The organism is Winslowiella toletana (genome assembly GCF_032164335.1).
In the GTDB taxonomy this organism is placed as follows: domain Bacteria; phylum Pseudomonadota; class Gammaproteobacteria; order Enterobacterales; family Enterobacteriaceae; genus Erwinia; species Erwinia toletana_A.
Genome location: NZ_CP134152.1, coordinates 3,717,708 through 3,740,790, shown reverse-complemented (window position 1 = coordinate 3,740,790; position 23,083 = coordinate 3,717,708). Strand labels below are relative to the sequence as shown.

At 64.5% G+C, this 23,083-nt stretch carries 1 pseudogene; it reads left to right on the top strand.

Annotated elements, in window-relative coordinates:
- Positions 1–32 precede the first annotated feature (32 nt).
- Positions 33–23,032: pseudogene (locus tag RIN69_RS23055) on the top strand (Ig-like domain-containing protein).
- Positions 23,033–23,083 lie beyond the last annotated feature (51 nt).

The window sequence follows — 23,083 nt, the reverse complement described above, 5'->3', positions numbered from 1 at the left end:
CACAGGCACTTCACACCTGGAAGGAAAACAATATGAGTTCAGTAAAGAATATTAATGTAATTATTCGTAATTCAGCCGAAAAAACGGTAATTACCGGCGAAGGAAATTTATCCGTTGCCGTTTCAGCACCCAGCGTAATCGAAATCAACGGATCAGCCCAGGATGTCGCACGCTACGTCCGCCAGGGTAAAGACCTGCTGATCTACATGAAGGATGGCAGCGTCATCCGTTGTAATAATTACTTCGTTGAAGATGCTGAGGGGAAAACCCACTCTGAGCTGGTTTTCAATGATCAGCAAGAACTGACGCATATCACGTTTGCCGACACCGGTGAAAGCGCCGGACTGGCTGCTACAGAGTTAACCGCACAGGCCACGCCCATTAGCAGCATTGAGCCATTGCTTGAGCAGGGCAGCCTGCTGAGTGATGCGCCATGGGGATGGATTGCCGGTGCAGCCCTCGGCGGCGGAGCCATTGGCGCGCTGCTGGCGAATGGCGGCAGTGGCGACACCAGAACCGAAGTTATCGACAATACTCAGGAAGTCGAAAGCGCGACGCCGACCTTTTTGGTGAGCGATAAGCAGGGCGATAAGCAAGGCTTACTGAGCGCGGGGGATGTGACTGATGACAGCACCCCGACTTTCAACGGTACCGGCCAGCCCGGCGCAACGATTCAGATTAAAGACAGCAGCGGTAACACCATTGCCAGCACTATGGTAGGCAGCAACGGCAGCTGGACAGTCAAACTGCCGGTGCAAACCGACGGTGAGCATAGCTGGTCGGTAGTGCAGATCGATGGCAGCAAAACCACTTCTGCGGGCAATATCACGTTAACCGTCTCAACTGCTGAGGCGACGGTGACGCCTGGTACGATTGCCGGTGATAACGTGATCAATGCCAGCGAGCAATCGGCTGGCTTCACCCTTTCTGGCGCCAGTACCAACCTGGCACAGGGCACCGCACTTAGCGTAACGCTGAACGGTAAAACCTACTCTGCGGAAGTGGGGGCTAACGGTGCGTGGAGCGTGAATGTACCGGTGGCCGATGCAGCTGCGCTGACTGATGGCACCTGGACGGTGACGGTAAGCGGTAAAGATGCTGCGGGCAATAACGTCACCGCTAATCAGACGCTGAATGTCGATACCCGTGCGCCAACGCTCTCAGTAGACACTGTTGCGCAGGATAATATTATCAATGCGGCTGAGCAGGGTCAGCCGGTGGTCCTCAGCGGAAAAACCAATGCTGAAGCCGGCCAGACGGTAACCGTAACGTTGAACGGTCAGACCCACACGGCGACCGTAGGCAGTGATGGCACCTGGTCACTCACCCTCAGTGCCAGCGAGGTAAAAAACCTGGCTGAAGGCGATCACACCCTGACGGCCAGCGTCAGCGATAAAGCCGGCAACACCAGTTCCAGCACGGCCAATTTCGCGGTGGATACCGCAGCACCTGTCGTCACCGTGAATACCGTGGCGGGCGATGATGTGCTTAATACCAGCGAGCAGGGTCAGGCACAGATCATTTCCGGCCAGGCTGCTGGCGCGGCGGCGGGTGATGTCGTTACGGTTACGCTTAATGGACAAACCTACACTGGCGTTGTGCAGGCTAATGGTAGCTGGAGCGTAGGCGTACCGGCTTCTGCCATCAGCGCGTTAGGTGAAGGCAATCACACCCTGTCGGTATCGGTTACCGATGCAGCCGGCAACACCGGTAATGCTACTCACAACGTCACCTTGAGTGGTGCACCTCCTGAATTCACCCTGGATACGATAAGCCAGGATAACGTACTCAATGCTCAGGAAGCGTTGCAACCTCTGACGCTGAGCGGCACCAGTAATCTGGCTGACGGCAGTAATGTCACTGTCACCCTGAATAATGTGACTTATCAGACCACGGTAGAAGGTGGCGTCTGGTCTTTACAGGTTCCGGTTACCGACGTGCTGAACCTTGCGAACACCATATACAAGGTCACCGTCAGCGGTACAGACAGCGTGGGTAATTCAGGTTCCGCAGAGGGAAATCTGCTGGTGGATACCGCGTTACCACAGGTATTCATTAACACATTTGCCGGCGATAACCTGGTGAACAACGCCGAAGTCGCGGTTGACCAGACGTTAAGTGGCCGTGTAACAGGCGCCAGCGCCGGCGATATCGTCTCGATTATTGTCGGGGGCAAAAACTACAGCGCAGAGGTTGGCAGTGATCTGACCTGGAGCGTGACGATTCCGGCGAGTGACCTACAGTCATTCGGTGATGGTAACCTGACCTTCAGCGCTTCGGTAACCAATACTAATGGCAATACCGGAAGCGGTGAGCGCGACATCAACATCAACGCGGAGCTGCCAGGGCTGCGTGTAAACACCATTTCTGGTGATGACGTCATTAACGCCATTGAGCAGCGCCAGGACCTCACCGTTACCGGCTCCAGCAGCCATCTGGCAGCGGGCTCGCAGGTTACTGTATCGATTAACGGTATTGACTACCAAACGGTAGTGACCAGCAATGGCAGCTGGCAGATTGGGGTGCCTGCGGCAGACTTGCAAAACTGGCCGGAAGGTCAAATTGTTGTGACCGCCAGCGCAGAAGATAACTGGGGCAATACGGTGAGCGTTGAGCATCCTGTTGTGCTTGATCTTAACGCTGTCGCCGTCACTCTCGATACCGTATCCAGCGACGACATGCTTAATGCTGCAGAAAAAGGCAGCGATCTGACGCTCTCTGGACAGACACAAGGTGTTGAAGCCGGACAGACGGTGGTGGTGAAATTTGCCGGTCAGACCTTTACGGCTCAGGTAGAAGAAGATGGCTCATGGAGCCTTACGCTGCCGGCCAGTGCAATGGAAAATCTGACCGATGGACGCGCACAGATTGACGTCAGTGTGACCAATGTTAACGGCAATAGCGCTGATACTTCACGCGTAGTGACGGTGGATACTCAGGCACCGACCCTGACGATTGATAGTATCGCCTCAGACAACGTCATCAATGCTGCTGAAGCGCAACAGGATCTGGTCCTTAGCGGAACATCTAATGCCGAGGCCGGTCAGCCTGTAACCGTTATGCTTAACGGTAAACAGTATGAAACCACCGTGCAGAATGACGGCACCTGGCAGCTGAGTGTTCCGGCTGCGGATGTCGCTGAGCTGAATGACGGTATCGTTACTGTTACTGCCAGCGTTAGCGATGTCGCCGGCAATAACAGCAGTGCCGATCGTGCCGGGCTGGTTGATGCAACCATTCCTCAGGTCACAATCAATGATTTTGTCACCAGCACCAATACTATTAACCAGGCTGCACACGGCCAGGCGCAGGTACTGACCGGCTCCGTGACCGGCGCAGCAGCGGGCGATATTGTCACCGTTACCCTCAATAATCAGCAATACACCACTGTGGTTGATGCCAACGGTAACTGGAGTCTGGGGCTTCCTGCATCGGTTATTCAGGGGCTGGCAGACGGCAGCTTGAGCATTAGCGTTTCTGTTACTGATCAGGCTGGTAACACCGGAAGCAATGTGCTGGATGTGACAGTCAATACGGCAACGCCGGAAATTAGCATCAATACGCTGGCTGTCGACGATGTGATCAACGCCGTCGAAAAAGTGTCTGGCCTGCAGCTTTCCGGCAGCAGCAACCAGCCGGAGGGTACCCAGGTAACGGTGACCCTGAACGGCATTAATTACACCACCACCACCGCGGCGGACGGCAGCTGGAGCCTGATCGTACCTCCAGCTGCGGTAGGCGCGCTGGGCGAGGCCAACTACACCGTCAGCGCCGCCGTCACCGACGCGATTGGCAATAGCGCTTCAGATACGCACGACGTGCGCGTCGACAGCGCGCTGCCGGTGGTCACCATCAACACGCTGGCGGGCGACAACGTGGTTAACGCCGCGGAAGTGGCGTCCGGCCAGACCCTGAGCGGGCGGGTAACCAACGCGGCCGCGGGCGACACGGTGACCGTGACCGTCGGCGGCCGGGAGTACACCACCACCGTCAACGACGACCTGAGCTGGAGCCTTGAGCTGGGCAGCGACGTGCTGACGGCGCTGGGCAACGGCGCGCTGACCGCGGGCGTCAGCGTGACCAACGGCGTGGGCAACAGCGGCTCGGCGTCGCTTGATTTTGTGATTGACGCCAACCTGCCGGGGCTGCGCGTCGACACGGTGGCGGGCGACGACGTGATCAACGTCATCGAGCACGGCCAGAACCTGATCGTCACCGGCAGCAGCACCGGGCTGGCGGCGGGCAGCAGCCTGACCGTGACCATCAACGGGGCGGAGTACCCGGCGACGGTGCTGGCGGACGGCAGCTGGAGCGCGGCGGTGCCGGCGGCGGACGTCGGCGGCTGGGCCGCGGGCAGCGTCACCGTGACGGTGGCGGGCGAAAGCGCCGCCGGCAACCCGGTGAGCATCAGCCACGGCGTGACCGTGGACCTGGCGGCGGTGGCGATCACCGTCGGCAGCGTGACGGCGGACAACGTGCTGAACGCGGCGGAGAAGGGCCAGGACCTGGTGCTGTCGGGCGCGACGGCGAACGTGGAGGCCGGTCAGCCGGTAACCGTGACGTTCGGCGGCAGGACGTACCGCACCGAGGTTGACGCCGACGGCAACTGGAGCCTGACGGTGCCGGCCGCGGACCTGGCGGGGCTGAAGGACGGCGACGCGGTGGTGCAGGCGAGCGTCAGCAGCGTCAGCGGCAACGCGGCGGCGGCGCAGCAGGGCTACAGCGTGGACGCCACGGCGCCGTCGCTGACCATCGGCGTTATCAGTGAAAACAACATTCTGAACGCGGCGGAGGCGGGGCGTGACCTGACCCTGAGCGGGACCAGCACGGCGGAGGCGGGGCAGACCGTCACCGTGACCTTTAACGGGCGGGAGTACAGCACTGAGGTGCTGGCGGACGGCAGCTGGACGCTGGACGTGCCGGCGGCGGACCTGGCGGGCATCGCCGACGGTGTTGCCGGCGTGACGGCGAGCGTGGCGGACAAGGCGGGCAACCCGGCAGGCGCGGGCAGCAGCGTGCTGGTGGACACCACCGTGCCGGAGCTGCGCATCAACACCGTGGCGGGCGACGACGTGATCAACGCGGCGGAGCACGGGCAGGCGCTGATCGTCTCCGGCTCGGTGAGCGGGGCGGCGGCGGGTGACGTGGTGACGGTGACGGTCGGCGAGAAGTCGTACACCACGGTGCTGGACGCGGCGGGCAACTGGAGCGTGGGCGTGCCGGCGGCGGACGTGAGCGCACTTAATGCCGGTAATTACACCATCACGGCGGCGCTGACGGATAAGGCGGGCAACAGCGGCAGCACCACGCACGACGTGGCGGTCAACCTGAGCGCGCCGGAGCTGGCTGTCGATACTATTTCCGGCGACGACGTGATCAACGCCACCGAGAAAGGGGCCGACCTGCAGCTTTCCGGCAGCAGCAACCAGCCGGAGGGCACCCAGGTCACGGTGACCCTGAACGGCATTAACTACAACACCACCACCGGCGCGGACGGCAGCTGGAGCGTGACCGTGCCGGCATCGGCGGTGGGCGCGCTGGGCGAGGCCAACTACACCGTCAGCGCCGCCGTCACCGACGCCATCGGCAACAGCGCCAGCGCCACGCACGACGTGCGCGTCGACAGCGCGCTGCCGGCCGTCACCATCAACACGCTGGCGGGCGACAACGTGGTTAACGCCGCGGAAGTGGCGTCCGGCCAGACCCTGAGCGGGCGGGTAACCAACGCCGCCGCGGGCGACAACGTGACCGTGACCGTCGGCGGCCGGGAGTACACCACCACCGTCAACGACGACCTGAGCTGGTCGGTTGAGCTGCCGGCCGGGGTGCTGACGGCGCTGGGCAACGGCGCGCTGACCGCGGGCGTCAGCGTGACCAACGGCGTGGGCAACAGCGGCTCGGCGTCGCTTGATTTTGTGATTGACGCCAACCTGCCGGGGCTGCGCGTCGACACGGTGGCGGGCGACGACGTGATCAACGTCATCGAGCACGGCCAGAACCTGATCGTCACCGGCAGCAGCAGCGGGCTGGCGGCGGGCAGCAACCTGACCGTGACCATCAACGGGGCGGAGTACCCGGCGACGGTGCTGGCGGACGGCAGCTGGAGCGCGGCGGTGCCGGCGGCGGACGTCGGCGGCTGGGCGGCGGGCAGCGTCACCGTGACGGTGGCGGGCGAAAGCGCCGCCGGCAACCCGGTGAGCATCAGCCACGGCGTGACCGTGGACCTGGCGGCGGTGGCGATCACCGTCGGCAGCGTGACGGCGGACAACGTGCTGAACGCGGCGGAGAAGGGCCAGGACCTGGTGCTGTCGGGCGCGACGGCGAACGTGGAGGCCGGTCAGCCGGTGACCGTGACGTTCGGCGGCAGGACGTACCGCACCGAGGTTGACGCCGACGGCAACTGGAGCCTGACGGTGCCGGCCGCGGACCTTGCGGGGCTGAAGGACGGCGACGCGGTGGTGCAGGCGAGCGTCAGCAGCGTCAGCGGCAACGCCGCGGCGGCGCAGCAGGGCTACAGCGTGGACGCCACGGCGCCGTCGCTGACCATCGGCGTTATCAGTGAAAACAACGTGCTGAACGCGGCGGAGGCGGGGCGCGACCTGACCCTGAGCGGCACCAGCACGGCGGAGGCGGGGCAGACCGTCACCGTGACCTTTAACGGGCGGGAGTACAGCACTGAGGTGCTGGCGGACGGCAGCTGGACGCTGGACGTGCCGGCGGCGGACCTGGCGGGCATCGCCGACGGTGTTGCCGGCGTGACGGCGAGCGTGGCGGACAAGGCGGGGAACCCGGCTGGCGCGGGCAGCAGCGTGCTGGTGGACACCACCGTGCCGGAGCTGCGCATCAACACCGTGGCGGGCGACGACGTGATCAACGCGGCGGAGCACGGGCAGGCGCTGATCGTCTCCGGCTCGGTGAGCGGGGCGGCGGCGGGTGACGTGGTGACGGTGACGGTCGGCGAGAAGTCGTACACCACCACGCTGGACGCGGCGGGCAACTGGAGCGTGGGCGTGCCGGCGGCGGACGTGGGCGCACTGAATGCCGGTAATTACACCATCACGGCGGCGCTGACGGATAAGGCGGGCAACAGCGGCAGCACCACGCACGGCGTGGAGGTCAACCTGAGCGCGCCGGAGCTGGCTGTCGACACCATTTCTGGCGACGACGTGATCAACGCCACCGAGAAAGGGGCCGACCTGCAGCTTTTCGGCAGCAGCAACCAGCCGGAGGGCACCCAGGTCACGGTGACCCTGAACGGCATTAACTACAACACCACCACCGGCGCGGACGGCAGCTGGAGCGTGACCGTGCCGGCATCGGCGGTGGGCGCGCTGGGCGAGGCCAACTACACCGTCAGCGCCGCCGTCACCGACGCGATTGGCAACAGCGCCAGCGCCACGCACGACGTGCGCGTCGACAGCGCGCTGCCGGTGGTCACCATCAACACGCTGGCGGGCGACAACGTGGTTAACGCCGCGGAAGTGGCGTCCGGCCAGACCCTGAGCGGGCGGGTAACCAACGCGGCCGCGGGCGACAACGTGACCGTGACCGTCGGCGGCCGGGAGTACACCACCACCGTCAACGACGACCTGAGCTGGTCGGTTGAGCTGCCTGCCGGAGTGCTGACGGCGCTGGGCAACGGCGCGCTGACCGCGGGCGTCAGCGTGACCAACGGCGTGGGCAACAGCGGCTCGGCGTCGCTTGATTTTGTGATTGACGCCAACCTGCCGGGGCTGCGCGTTGACACGGTGGCGGGCGACGACGTGATCAACGTCATCGAGCACGGCCAGAACCTGATCGTCACCGGCAGCAGCACCGGGCTGGCGGCGGGCAGCAACCTGACCGTGACCATCAACGGGGCGGAGTACCCGGCGACGGTGCTGGCGGACGGCAGCTGGAGCGCGGCGGTGCCGGCGGCGGACGTCGGCGGCTGGGCCGCGGGCAGCGTCACCGTGACTGTGGCGGGCGAAAGCAGCGCCGGCAACCCGGTGAGCATCAGCCACGGCGTGACCGTGGACCTGGCGGCGGTGGCGATCACCGTCGGCAGCGTGACGGCGGACAACGTGCTTAACGCGGCGGAGAAGGGCCAGGACCTGGTGCTGTCGGGCGCGACGGCGAACGTGGAGGCCGGTCAGCCGGTGACCGTGACGTTCGGCGGCAGGACGTACCGCACCGAGGTTGACGCCGACGGCAACTGGAGCCTGACGGTGCCGGCCGCGGACCTTGCGGGGCTGAAGGACGGCGACGCGGTGGTGCAGGCGAGCGTCAGCAGCGTCAGCGGCAACGCCGCGGCGGCGCAGCAGGGCTACAGCGTGGACGCCACGGCGCCGTCGCTGACCATCGGCGTTATCAGTGAAAACAACGTGCTGAACGCGGCGGAGGCGGGGCGCGACCTGACCCTGAGCGGCACCAGCACGGCGGAGGCGGGGCAGACCGTCACCGTGACCTTTAACGGGCGGGAGTACAGCACTGAGGTGCTGGCGGACGGCAGCTGGACGCTGGACGTGCCGGCGGCGGACCTGGCGGGCATCGCCGACGGTGTTGCCGGCGTGACGGCGAGCGTGGCGGACAAGGCGGGGAACCCGGCTGGCGCGGGCAGCAGCGTGCTGGTGGACACCACCGTGCCGGAGCTGCGCATCAACACCGTGGCGGGCGACGACGTGATCAACGCGGCGGAGCACGGGCAGGCGCTGATCGTCTCCGGCTCGGTGAGCGGGGCGGCGGCGGGTGACGTGGTGACGGTGACGGTCGGCGAGAAGTCGTACACCACGGTGCTGGACGCGGCGGGCAACTGGAGCGTGGGCGTGCCGGCGGCGGACGTGGGCGCACTGAATGCAGGCGCTTACACCATCACGGCGGCGCTGACGGACAAGGCGGGCAACAGCGGCAGCACCACGCACGACGTGGCGGTCAACCTGAGCACGCCAGTGCTGACTATCGATACTATTTCCGGCGACGATCTGATCAATAACGCTGAAAAAACCCAGGATCTGGTCATCAGTGGTAGCGCCACCGGGCTGGTTAGCGGGACTGTCGTTACAGTGGTACTGAATGGCAAAGCTTACAGCGCTGAGGTGGATGCCGAAGGTAACTGGAGCACCACTGTTCCTGCAGATCAGGTTAGCTCGCTGGGCGAAGCGTTGTATGACGTCAGCGCATCGGCCACCAATAGTGTAGGTAACAGTGCCAGTACGACGCACACCATCAATGTCGAATCCGTCCTGCCGGGCGTGATCATCAATGCCGTGGCCGGTGACGACGTGATTAACGCCGCCGAGCTGGCGGCGGGCCAGACCCTGAGCGGGCGGGTAACCAACGCGGCGGAGGGCGACACGGTGACCGTGACCGTCGGCGGCCGCGAGTACACCACCACCGTCAACGCCGACCTGAGCTGGAGCCTTGAGCTGGGCAGCGACGTGCTGACGGCGCTGGGCAACGGCGCGCTGACGATCGGCGCCAGCGTCACCAATGTCGCGGGCAACAGCGGTAGCGCAACGCGCGACGTCACCGTCGACGCCAACCTTCCGGGGCTGCGCATCGACACGGTGGCGGGCGACGACGTGATCAACGTCATCGAGCACGGCCAGAACCTGATCGTCACCGGCAGCAGCAGCGGGCTGGCGGCGGGCAGCAGCCTGACCGTGACCATCAACGGGGCGGAGTACCCGGCGACGGTGCTGGCGGACGGCAGCTGGAGCGCGGCGGTGCCGGCGGCGGACGTCGGCGGCTGGGCCGCGGGCAGCGTCACCGTGACGGCGGCGGGCGAAAGCGCCGCCGGCAACCCGGTGAGCATCAGCCACGGCGTGACCGTGGACCTGGCGGCGGTGGCGATCACCGTCGGCAGCGTGACGGCGGACAACGTGCTGAACGCGGCGGAGAAGGGCCAGGACCTGGTGCTGTCGGGCGCGACGGCGAACGTGGAGGCCGGTCAGCCGGTGACCGTGACGTTCGGCGGCAGGACGTACCGCACCGAGGTTGACGCCGACGGCAACTGGAGCCTGACGGTGCCGGCCGCGGACCTGGCGGGGCTGAAGGACGGCGACGCGGTGGTGCAGGCGGGCGTCAGCAGCGTCAGCGGCAACGCGGCGACGGCGGGGCGCGAGTACAGCGTGGACGCCACGGCGCCGTCGCTGACCATCGGCGTTATCAGTGAAAATAACGTGCTGAACGCGGCGGAGGCGGGGCGCGACCTGACCCTGAGCGGCACCAGCACGGCGGAGGCGGGGCAGACCGTCACCGTGACCTTTAACGGGCGGGAGTACAGCACTGAGGTGCTGGCAAACGGCAGCTGGACGCTGGACGTGCCGGCGGCGGACCTGGCGGGCATCGCCGACGGTGTTGCCGGCGTGACGGCGAGCGTGGCGGACAAGGCGGGGAACCCGGCGTCGGCCAGCCACAACCTGACCGTCGACGTGACCGTGCCGGTGGTGACCATCAACACCGTGGCGGGCGACGACGTGATCAACCTGGCGGAGCACGGCCAGGCGCAGGTTATCAGCGGCTCGGCGAGCGGCGCGGCGGCGGGTGACCGGGTGACGGTCACCGTCGGCGGGCAGTCGTACACCACGGTGCTCGACGCGGCGGGCAACTGGAGCGTCGGGCTGCCTGCGGCGGCGGTCTCCGCCCTGCAGGACGGCACGGAGACCATCGCCGTGTCGGTGACCGACGCGGCCGGCAACACCGGCGGCGGCACGCGCGACGTGTCGGTCGACACCGGGCTGCCGTCGCTGGGCTTCGACGCCATCAGCGGCGACAACGTGCTGAACGCGGCTGAAAAGGGTCAGGACCTGACCGTCAGCGGCACCAGCAGCGGGCTGGCGGAAAATACCGCGGTGACGGTGACGCTGAACGGCAAAACCTACGACGCGACCACCGCGGCGGACGGCAGCTGGAGCCTGACGGTGCCGGCGGCGGACCTGGCGGCGCTGGGCGAGGCGAACTACACCCTGAGCGCCACCGCCAGCAGCGGCGTGGGCAACAGCGTCAGCGCGGGCGCGGGGCTGCAGGTGAATACCGCCCTGCCGGGCGTGTTCATCAACGCGGTGGCCGGTGACGACGTGATTAACGCCGCCGAGCTGGCGGCGGGCCAGACCCTGAGCGGTCGGGTAACCAACGCGGCGGAGGGGACACGGTGACCGTGACCGTCGGCGGCCGCGAGTACACCACCACCGTCAACGCCGACCTGAGCTGGAGCCTTGAGCTGGGCAGCGACGTGCTGACGGCGCTGGGCAACGGCGGGCTGACGATCGGCGCCAGCGTCACCAACGGCGTGGGCAACAGCGGCAGCGGCACGCGCGACGTCACCGTCGACGCCAACCTGCCGGGGCTGCGCATCGACACGGTGGCGGGCGACGACGTGATCAACGTCATCGAGCACGGCCAGAACCTGATCGTCACCGGCAGCAGCAGCGGGCTGGCGGCGGGCAGCAACCTGACCGTGACCATCGGGGCGGAGTACCCGGCGACGGTGCTGGCGGACGGCAGCTGGAGCGCGGTGCCGGCGGCGGACCTGGCCGGCGGGCGGACGTTGGCGGCTGGCCGGCGGGCATCAACGCGGTGGCCGGTGACCGTGACGCCGCGAGCTGGCGGCGGGCCAGACCCTGAGCGGTCGGGTAACCAACGCGGCGGAGGGCGACACGGTGACCGTGACCGTCGGCGGCCGCGAGTACACCACCACCGTCAACGCCGACCTGACTGGAGCCTTGAGCTGGGCAGCGACGTGCTGACGGCGCTGGGCAACGGCGGGCTGACGATCGGCGCCAGCGTCACCAACGGCGTGGGCAACAGCGGCAGCGGCACGCGCGACGTCACCGTCGACGCCAACCTGCCGGGGCTGCGCATCGACACGGTGGCGGGCGACGACGTGATCAACGTCATCGAGCACGGCCAGAACCTGATCGTCACCGGCAGCAGCAGCGGGCTGGCGGCGGGCAGCAACCTGACCGTGACCATCAACGGGGCGGAGTACCCGGCGACGGTGCTGGCGGACGGCAGCTGGAGCGCGGCGGTGCCGGCGGCGGACGTTGGCGGCTGGCCGGCGGGCAGCCTGACCGTGACGGCGGCGGGCGAAAGCGCCGCCGGCAACCCGGTGAGCATCAGCCACGGCGTGACCGTGGACCTGGCGGCGGTGGCGATCACCGTCGGCAGCGTGACGGCGGACAACGTGCTTAACGCGGCGGAGAAGGGCCAGGACCTGGTGCTGTCGGGCGCGACGGCGAACGTGGAGGCCGGTCAGCCGGTAACCGTGACGTTCGGCGGCAGGACGTACCGCACCGAGGTTGACGCCGACGGCAACTGGAGCCTGACGGTGCCGGCCGCGGACCTGGCGGGGCTGAAGGACGGCGACGCGGTGGTGCAGGCGGGCGTCAGCAGCGTCAGCGGCAACGCGGCGACGGCGGGGCGCGAGTACAGCGTGGACGCCACGGCGCCGTCGCTGACCATCGGCGTTATCAGTGAAAACAACGTGCTGAACGCGGCGGAGGCGGGGCGCGACCTGACCCTGAGCGGCACCAGCACGGCGGAGGCGGGGCAGACCGTCACCGTGACCTTTAACGGGCGGGAGTACAGCACTGAGGTGCTGGCAAACGGCAGCTGGACGCTGGACGTGCCGGCGGCGGACCTGGCGGGCATCGCCGACGGTGTTGCCGGCGTGACGGCGAGCGTGGCGGACAAGGCGGGGAACCCGGCGTCGGCCAGCCACAACCTGACCGTCGACGTGACCGTGCCGGTGGTGACCATCAACACCGTGGCGGGCGACGACGTGATCAACCTGGCGGAGCACGGCCAGGCGCAGGTTATCAGCGGCTCGGCGAGCGGCGCGGCGGCGGGTGACCGGGTGACGGTCACCGTCGGCGGGCAGTCGTACACCACGGTGCTCGACGCGGCGGGCAACTGGAGCGTCGGGCTGCCTGCGGCGGCGGTCTCCGCCCTGCAGGACGGCACGGAGACCATCGCCGTGTCGGTGACCGACGCGGCCGGCAACACCGGCGGCGGCACGCGCGACGTGTCGGTCGACACCGGGCTGCCGTCGCTGGGCTTCGACGCCATCAGCGGCGACAACGTGCTGAACGCGGCTGAAAAGGGTCAGGACCTGACCGTCAGCGGCACCAGCAGCGGGCTGGCGGAAAACACCGCGGTGACGGTGACGCTGAACGGCAAAACCTACGACGCGACCACCGCGGCGGACGGCAGCTGGAGCCTGACGGTGCCGGCGGCGGACCTGGCGGCGCTGGGCGAGGCGAACTACACCCTGAGCGCCACCGCCAGCAGCGGCGTGGGCAACAGCGTCAGCGCGGGCGCGGGGCTGCAGGTGAATACCGCCCTGCCGGGCGTGTTCATCAACGCGGTGGCCGGTGACGACGTGATTAACGCCGCCGAGCTGGCGGCGGGCCAGACCCTGAGCGGTCGGGTAACCAACGCGGCGGAGGGCGACACGGTGACCGTGACCGTCGGCGGCCGCGAGTACACCACCACCGTCAACGCCGACCTGAGCTGGAGCCTTGAGCTGGGCAGCGACGTGCTGACGGCGCTGGGCAACGGCGGGCTGACGATCGGCGCCAGCGTCACCAACGGCGTGGGCAACAGCGGCAGCGGCACGCGCGACGTCACCGTCGACGCCAACCTGCCGGGGCTGCGCATCGACACGGTGGCGGGCGACGACGTGATCAACGTCATCGAGCACGGCCAGAACCTGATCGTCACCGGCAGCAGCAGCGGGCTGGCGGCGGGCAGCAACCTGACCGTGACCATCAACGGGGCGGAGTACCCGGCGACGGTGCTGGCGGACGGCAGCTGGAGCGCGGCGGTGCCGGCGGCGGACGTTGGCGGCTGGCCGGCGGGCAGCCTGACCGTGACGGCGGCGGGCGAAAGCGCCGCCGGCAACCCGGTGAGCATCAGCCACGGCGTGACCGTGGACCTGGCGGCGGTGGCGATCACCGTCGGCAGCGTGACGGCGGACAACGTGCTTAACGCGGCGGAGAAGGGCCAGGACCTGGTGCTGTCGGGCGCGACGGCGAACGTGGAGGCCGGTCAGCCGGTAACCGTGACGTTCGGCGGCAGGACGTACCGCACCGAGGTTGACGCCGACGGCAACTGGAGCCTGACGGTGCCGGCCGCGGACCTTGCGGGGCTGAAGGACGGCGACGCGGTGGTGCAGGCGGGCGTCAGCAGCGTCAGCGGCAACGCGGCGACGGCGGGGCGCGAGTACAGCGTGGACGCCACGGCGCCGTCGCTGACCATCGGCGTTATCAGTGAAAACAACGTGCTGAACGCGGCGGAGGCGGGGCGCGACCTGACCCTGAGCGGCACCAGCACGGCGGAGGCGGGGCAGACCGTCACCGTGACCTTTAACGGCCGTGAGTACAGCACTGAGGTGCTGGCAAACGGCAGCTGGACGCTGGACGTGCCGGCGGCGGACCTGGCGGGCATCGCCGACGGTGTTGCCGGCGTGACGGCGAGCGTGGCGGACAAGGCGGGGAACCCGGCGTCGGCCAGCCACAACCTGACCGTCGACGTGACCGTGCCGGTGGTGACCATCAACACCGTGGCGGGCGACGACGTGATCAACCTGGCGGAGCACGGCCAGGCGCAGGTTATCAGCGGCTCGGCGAGCGGCGCGGCGGCGGGTGACCGGGTGACGGTCACCGTCGGCGGGCAGTCGTACACCACGGTGCTGGACGCGGCGGGCAACTGGAGCGTCGGGCTGCCTGCGGCGGCGGTCTCCGCCCTGCAGGACGGCACGGAGACCATCGCCGTGTCGGTGACCGACGCGGCCGGCAACACCGGCGGCGGCACGCGCGACGTGTCGGTCGACACAGGGCTGCCGTCGCTGGGCTTCGACGCCATCAGCGGCGACAACGTGCTGAACGCGGCTGAAAAGGGTCAGGACCTGACCGTCAGCGGCACCAGCAGCGGGCTGGCGGAAAACACCGCGGTGACGGTGACGCTGAACGGCAAAACCTACGACGCGACCACCGCGGCGGACGGCAGCTGGAGCCTGACGGTGCCGGCGGCGGACCTGGCGGCGCTGGGCGAGGCGAACTACACCCTGAGCGCCACCGCCAGCAGCGGCGTGGGCAACAGCGTCAGCGCGGGCGCGGGGCTGCAGGTGAATACCGCCCTGCCGGGCGTGTTCATCAACGCGGTGGCCGGTGACGACGTGATTAACGCCGCCGAGCTGGCGGCGGGCCAGACCCTGAGCGGTCGGGTAACCAACGCGGCGGAGGGCGACACGGTGACCGTGACCGTCGGCGGCCGCGAGTACACCACCACCGTCAACGCCGACCTGAGCTGGAGCCTTGAGCTGGGCAGCGACGTGCTGACGGCGCTGGGCAACGGCGCGCTGACGATCGGCGCCAGCGTCACCAACGGCGTGGGCAACAGCGGCAGCGGCACGCGCGACGTCACCGTCGACGCCAACCTGCCGGGGCTGCGCATCGACACGGTGGCGGGCGACGACGTGATCAACGTCATCGAGCACGGCCAGAACCTGATCGTCACCGGCAGCAGCAGCGGGCTGGCGGCGGGCAGCAGCCTGACCGTGACCATCAACGGGGCGGAGTACCCGGCGACGGTGCTGGCGGACGGCAGCTGGAGCGCGGCGGTGCCGGCGGCGGACGTCGGCGGCTGGCCGGCGGGCAGCCTGACCGTGACGGCGGCGGGCGAAAGCGCCGCCGGCAACCCAGTGAGCATCAGCCACGGCGTGACCGTGGACCTGGCGGCGGTGGCGATCACCGTCGGCAGCGTGACGGCGGACAACGTGCTTAACGCGGCGGAGAAGGGCCAGGACCTGGTGCTGTCGGGCGCGACGGCGAACGTGGAGGCCGGTCAGCCGGTGACCGTGACGTTCGGCGGCAGGACGTACCGCACCGAGGTGGACGCCGACGGCAACTGGAGCCTGACGGTGCCGGCCGCGGACCTTGCGGGGCTGAAGGACGGCGACGCGGTGGTGCAGGCGGGCGTCAGCAGCGTCAGCGGCAACGCGGCGACGGCGGGGCGCGAGTACAGCGTGGACGCCACGGCGCCGTCGCTGACCATCGGCGTTATCAGTGAAAACAACGTGCTTAACGCGGCGGAGGCGGGGCGCGACCTGACCCTGAGCGGCACCAGCACGGCGGAGGCGGGGCAGACCGTCACCGTGACCTTTAACGGGCGTGAGTACAGCACCGGGGTGCAGGCGGACGGCAGCTGGACGCTGGACGTGCCGGCGGCGGACCTGGCGGGCATCGCCAACGGCAGCGCCAGCGTGACGGCCTCCGTAGCGGACAAGGCGGGCAACCCGGCGAGTACCGGCAGCACCCTGTTTGTAGACACTACCGTCCCGGTGCTGACCATCAACACTGTGGCGGGCGACGACGTGATCAACGCGGCGGAGCACGGCCAGGCGCAGATCATCAGCGGCTCAGTAACGGGCGCGCAGACCGGTGACGTGGTGACGGTCACCCTCGGTGACAAGTCGTACACCACCACGCTGGACGCGTCAGGTAATTGGAGCGTGGGCGTGTCGGCGGCGGACGTGAGCGCACTGAATGCAGGCGCTTACACCATCACGGCGGCGCTGACGGACAAGGCAGGCAATAGCAACAGTGCACAACACACGGTGAATGTAACGCTGTCTTCACCTGAGCTGACGATTAACGCCATCGCTATCGATGATGTGATCAACGCGGCGGAAAAAGGTGCTGACCTGGTGCTGTCTGGTACCACCACGAACGTTGAGGCGGGGCAGCAAGTGACGCTGACCTTCGGCGGAAAAACTTACAGCGCTGAGGTAGGTACTAATGGCAGCTGGAGTTACACCGTGCCGGCCGCCGACCTGGCGGGCCTGAAGAACGGCGACGCGGTAGTGCAGGCCAGCGTCAGCAACGTTAGCGGCAATGGCGTCACGGCAGAGCGCGGATATACCGTGGATGCCAGCACGCCTACGCTGACCATCGATACCATCAGCGGCGACAACATGCTGAATGCTGCCGAAGCGGGTCAGGATCTGACGCTGTCCGGCACCAGTAGCGCTGAAGCGGGACAAATTGTCACCGTGACCTTTAACGGCAAGGATTACAGCACCGAGGTGCTGGCAAACGGCAGCTGGACGCTGGACGTGCCGGCGGCGGACATGGCAGAGATTGCTGATGGCACCGCTATCGTGACGGCTTCCGTGGCAAATCAGTCTGGCAACCCGGCATCGGCGAGCCATAACCTGACGGTGGATGTGACCGTGCCGGTGGTGACCATTAATACCGTGGCGGGCGACGATGTGATCAACGCGGTGGAGCATGGCCAGGCGCAGATTATCAGCGGATCGGCGAGCGGCGCAGCAGCGGGAGATGTGGTGACGGTCACCATCGGTGACAACTCCTGGACGACAACTCTGAATGCGGCGGGTAACTGGAGCGTCGGGATTCCGGCAGCGGCTATCTCTGCCCTGCAGGACGGCACCGTGACGATCGGCGTATCGGTAACCGACGCGGCGGGCAACACCGGCGGCGACACGCACAACGTGACCGTGGAAACCGGTGTGCCATCGTTGGGCTTCGATGCCATCAGCGGTGATAACGTGTTGAACGCTGTGGAAAAAGGTCAGGATCTGACCGTCAGCGGCACCAGCAGCGGTCTGGCGGAAAATACCACCGTGACTGTGACGCTGAACGGTAAAAACTATGAGGCGAGCACCACCGCGAACGGCAGCTGGACCCTGACGGTTCCGGCCACTGACGTCGCGAATCTGGTGGATGGCGGCAGCTATTCACTGAGCGCCTCGGCGCAAAGTAGCGCAGGCAACAGCGCTGCCGCGACGGATAGCATCAGTGTCGACACCACTGCGCCAGTGATCAGCATCGCCACTCTGGCCGGGGATAATGTACTTAATGCTGCTGAGCAACAGCAGCCACTGACCATTAACGGCTCCACCAGTGCGGAAGCGGGACAAACCGTCAGGGTAACGCTGGGCGAGAAAACCTATGAAACCACCGTGTCGAGCGATGGCACCTGGACGCTCAATGTTCCGGCCAGCGACCTCGCTGAGCTCGATGAGGGCGCGCTGACGGTAACAGCATCAGTTAATGATAAAGCGGGCAACAACGGTCAGGCGACGCATCCACTGACGGTCGATACCGTGGCACCTACTGTCACCATCAATACCGTGGCAGGCGATGATATCGTCAATAACAGCGAGCAACTGGCGGGACAAACCGTCAGCGGCACCAGCACGGCTGAACAAGGCCAGACGGTAATCGTGACGTTTGGCGATCGCAACTGGCAGACGACAGTGGATGCCGACGGAAACTGGTCGGTGTTTATTCCGGGACGAGATTTCCTCGGCCTGAGCGATGGTGGCTATGAAATTACGGCCTCCGTTAGCGATAAAGCGGGTAACCCGGGCAGCACCAGTCGTGATGTCACGCTGAGTGGTGAGGTGCCGACAATTACCGTCGATACCTTTGCCGGTGATGACATTGTCAGCGCGGCCGAGCACGGTACGCCGCTGGTAATTAGCGGAACGACTACGGCACCGGTTGGCGAAAGGGTAACCATTACGCTGAACGACAAAACCTATACCACAACCGTGCAGGAAGGAGGCCGCTGGAGCTATACCGTAGGCAGTGCAGATGTGACGGCTCTCGCCGATGGCGGAGCCTATGTGATTAACGCCCAGGTCAGCAATGCCATTGGCAATAGCGCCAGCGACGATCGCACCGTAACCGTTGAACTGGCCGCGCCATCGATGGGTATCAGCATTGATTCGCTGCAAAACGACACCGGGCTGAGCGCCACCGACTTCATCACCAATGATAGTCAGGTGGTCGTGCAGGGATCGCTGACGGCGCAACTTGGTAATAATGAGAAGGCGCAAATCAGCCTTGACGGCGGCGTAAGCTGGATCGATCTGACCGTTACCGCAACCAACTGGAGCTATAGCGACAGTCGGACCCTGACCGATGGCTCGTACACCTATCAGGTGCGGGTAGTCGATAACGCCGGGAATGTCGGCGCGACGGACAGCCAGATCGTGGTCGTAGATTTGACTGCGCCAGTAGCACCTACCATTACAGTGGATGCTATCACTCAGGATACTGGCCTGTCAGACAGCGACTTTATCACCAGTGATAATCAGATAACCCTGAGCGGAACGCTGGGTGCAGGACTGGGTAATGGTGACCATGCGCAGATCAGTATCGACGGCGGTGTAACCTGGACGGATGTTAACGTCAGTGGTCTGAAGTGGACTTATGTAGATGGTCGGACGTTGCAGGATGGTGATTATAACTACCAGCTTCGTGTTATCGATGATGCGGGTAATATCAGCGCCACCACCAACCAGGTGGTGACGATTGATACCACAGGCCCGGCTGCCAGTAAAACCGTCAGCATCGACAGCATCAGCGACGATACCGGGCTGAGCAACAGTGACTTTATCACCAATGATACCTCGCTGACGCTGCACGGCTCACTGGGCGCAACGCTGGCCGCTGACGAATTTGTCCAGATCAGCCTGGATGGGGGTAACAGCTGGCAGAACGTCACGGTGATCGGTACTAACTGGAACTTCACCGATGGTCGTACGCTGGAAAACCAGACCTACAATTATTGGGTTCGGGTGGTCGACACCGCAGGTAACGTCGGTGCGACGGCACAGCAACAGGTGACGGTCGATACCATTGCGCCTGATGCGGCTATCACCGTATCGGTGGACAACATCACGGTTGACACCGGCTTTGATAATAACGACTTCCTGACCAGCGCAACCTCGTACACGCTGCACGGCACGCTTGGCGCAGGTCTCGGTGCGAACGAGTTTGTTCAGGTTAGTATGGATGGCGGCACGACATGGGTGTATGCGACGGTAGATGGCACCAGCTGGAGCTACACCGATGCACGCACGCTGACTGACGGTGCGTATAACTATCAGGTACGCGTGGTGGATGTGGCGGGTAACGTTGGCGCAACTACTTCGCAGAGAGTGACGGTTGATACCGAGGCACCGCAGTATGGCATCACAGTTGATGCTATCAGTGAAGATACCGGACAGTCTGACAGTGACTTTATCACTAACGACACCTCGTTAACCGTTAGCGGTTCGATTGGCAGTACGCTGGCCAGCGATGAACGTGTGCAGATTAGCCTCGACGGCGGCACCACCTGGGTTGATGCTACGGTAACCAATCGAAGCTGGAGCTATACCGATACCCGTGAACTGACTGACGGCGACTACACCTATCAGGTGCGGATTATTGATCAGGCAGGAAACGTCGGATCAACCGCCCAGCAGGTAGTGACGGTAGATACCACGCCGCCATCGACCCAGGGGACGGTGGTCAGCTACACCGATGAAACCGGAGAGCGTCAGGGTGATTTCGGTGCTTCTGTCGCTACCGATGACACCTCGCCGGTCATTAACGGCTCGCTGAATCAGGCGCTGGCAGACGGTGAAATCGCCGAGCTGTACCGTGATGGTGTGCTGTTGGGTCAGGTAACGATGAATGGTGCCACCAGCTGGTACTTCCAGGACAGTTCTTTGCGGGACGGTAATCACACCTACGTGATGCGCATTACCGATACGGCAGGGAACTATACCGATTCGGACGACTTTGTGCTGAAGGTGGATACCAGCGTACCCACCACTACCGCTGTGATAACTGCACAGACTACCACCGATACCACGCCGATTATCAGCGGCACCGTATCGGCGGCGCTGGCTAATGGCGAGTATCTGGTGGTTACCGTTGACGGTAAAACCTACACCTCAGAAACCGGTGGTGCCGTGGTTGTCGATCCGAATAACAGCACCTGGTATTTGCAGATCCCGGACAGCGCTGCACTGGGCATTAACAGCTACGATGTGACGGCGCAGGTGAAAAGCAGTGCGGGCAACGGCAATACCACCGGTATTGCTAACGGTAGCCTGACGGTAGGCACTGAATCGATCAATACCAGTTGGGCCAGCTCAGCCGGTGTCGCCGATAACTCGACGATGACCCTTGGTCTGAACAGCAGCGGCCTGTGGAATATCATTGCCAATGGGCAGTCATACTCCAGCAGCGCAATATCAAGCTATTCTGATACCGCGCTGACTAACACCCGTGGGGCAAATGTGGTGAGTCAGACATCGGCTGACTTTGACCGAAACGGTACCGCGGATGTGTTTGGTACCGAGACCTCCTATGCTGGATCCACGCAGGTGATGTGGACCTACAACGGCTCCAGCTATACCGCCAGCCAGCTGGCAGTGGGTACTACCATCTGGTACGGCGGCGTCATGGCCTACGATAAGACCGGTGACGGCTATGTCGATCTTGCCTACGGCGATGCGGGTTTTGACTCCAAAACCTATGTGGTGAACAACAACGGCACACTGGTGGCGGATGGCACCAATGGGAATGGAGGATTTGCTGGTCAATTCGTCACCGGTCGCGAGATCTCCGGCGTCGATATTAATAACGATGGTACGGTGGATATTGTTCAGCATACCAATCTCAGCGGTGCAAACTCGATGACCGTTATTAACAACAACGGTAACGGCACGCTGTCCATTGGGCAGAACCTGACGGGGGTGTTTGTGGCTAACGCCGCTAATACCACCAACGCAGCGTCGATGACCTGGGCAGATTTTAATGGCGACGGCTATATGGATCTCTACATCGGCAGCAGCCTGAACAATACCGGCGGCGTGATCTATTACAACGACGGTAACGGTCAGCTCTCGGCAGCCAAAAGCGCGGTAGAAGCCTCGAACGCCACGGCAGGTTACTTGTCGGTAGCGGTGGACTGGAACGGCGATGGCCAGATGGATGTGATTAAGCTCAGCACCTATAGCGCATCACAGACTGCCACTTTGTTTACTAATAACAATCATGGCAGTTCCTGGACGACCACTCAGTTGGCGTCCAGCCTGGTGAACGTGACCGGTATCGCTGCGCTGGATTACAACTGGGACGGCACGCAAGACCTGCTGATTTCCCAGCGTAATGGTCAGGTCGTTTACGTGCAGAACAACCAGGCAATTGCTGACGGCACCGCAATGCATCTGCGTATCGTCGACAGCGAGGGGATCAACGTTTACTACGGTAACACCGTTAATCTGTATAACGCTGCTGGCGCACTGGTGGCCTCGCAGATTATCAATGCCCAGTCGGGGATTGGGGTAAACGACAGCTCGGCGCTGGTGAGTTTCTATGGCCTGAATCCGAATGAAACCTACAGTGCTGAAATTGTGAAGATCACTAACGGGGTCTCTGACAATGTCACCTGGGATGGACTGGAAGCGGGCAACGGTAAGGAAAGCTATGTTCTGACGGCGGAAGCGGCCAACGGAGGCAATAGCGGTACTATCACCGGTACTGGCTATAACGACACGTTTATTGCTGAAGAGGGAACCTATACCTATAACGGTTCCGGCGGCTGGAATACGACATCCGATCATGATACCTGGAGCAGCACCGGTGGTATGGACGTGGTGGATTATCGTAACGCAACGTCTGGTGTGACGGTTGACCTGAGCATTTCCACCGCGCAGGACACCGGTTTTAACACCTCACGACTGGTGAATATTGAAGGTATTACCGGCTCCGATTTCGATGACGTTATCACCGGCAACAGCGGCGATAACCTGTTCGAAGGACGCGGCGGCAATGACACCTTTAATATCGGTAGCGGCGGTCACGATACGCTGTTGTACAAGCTGATCAACGCAGCAGATGCTACCGGCGGTAACGGCAGCGATGTGGTGAACGGCTTCACCGTCGGAACCTGGGAAGGAACGGCGGACACTGACCGGATTGATCTGCGTGAACTGCTTACCGGCAGCGGTTATACCGGTAGCGGATCGGCGAGTTATGTAAACGGCGTGGCGGCTCTCGATGCCGGAGCGGGCAACCTCACCGATTACATTCGCGTAGTACAGAACGGCAGTAACACCGAGATCCAGATCGATCGTGATGGCAGCGGAGGTCAATTCGATCCGACCACGGTGGTAACGCTGAATGGCGTACAAACCGATCTTGCCACCTTGCTGGCAAACCATCAGTTGTTAGTTGTGTAGTTAAACGGGCCGCGGAGAGTGAATCTCCGCGGCATTTTGCTGTTCTTTACA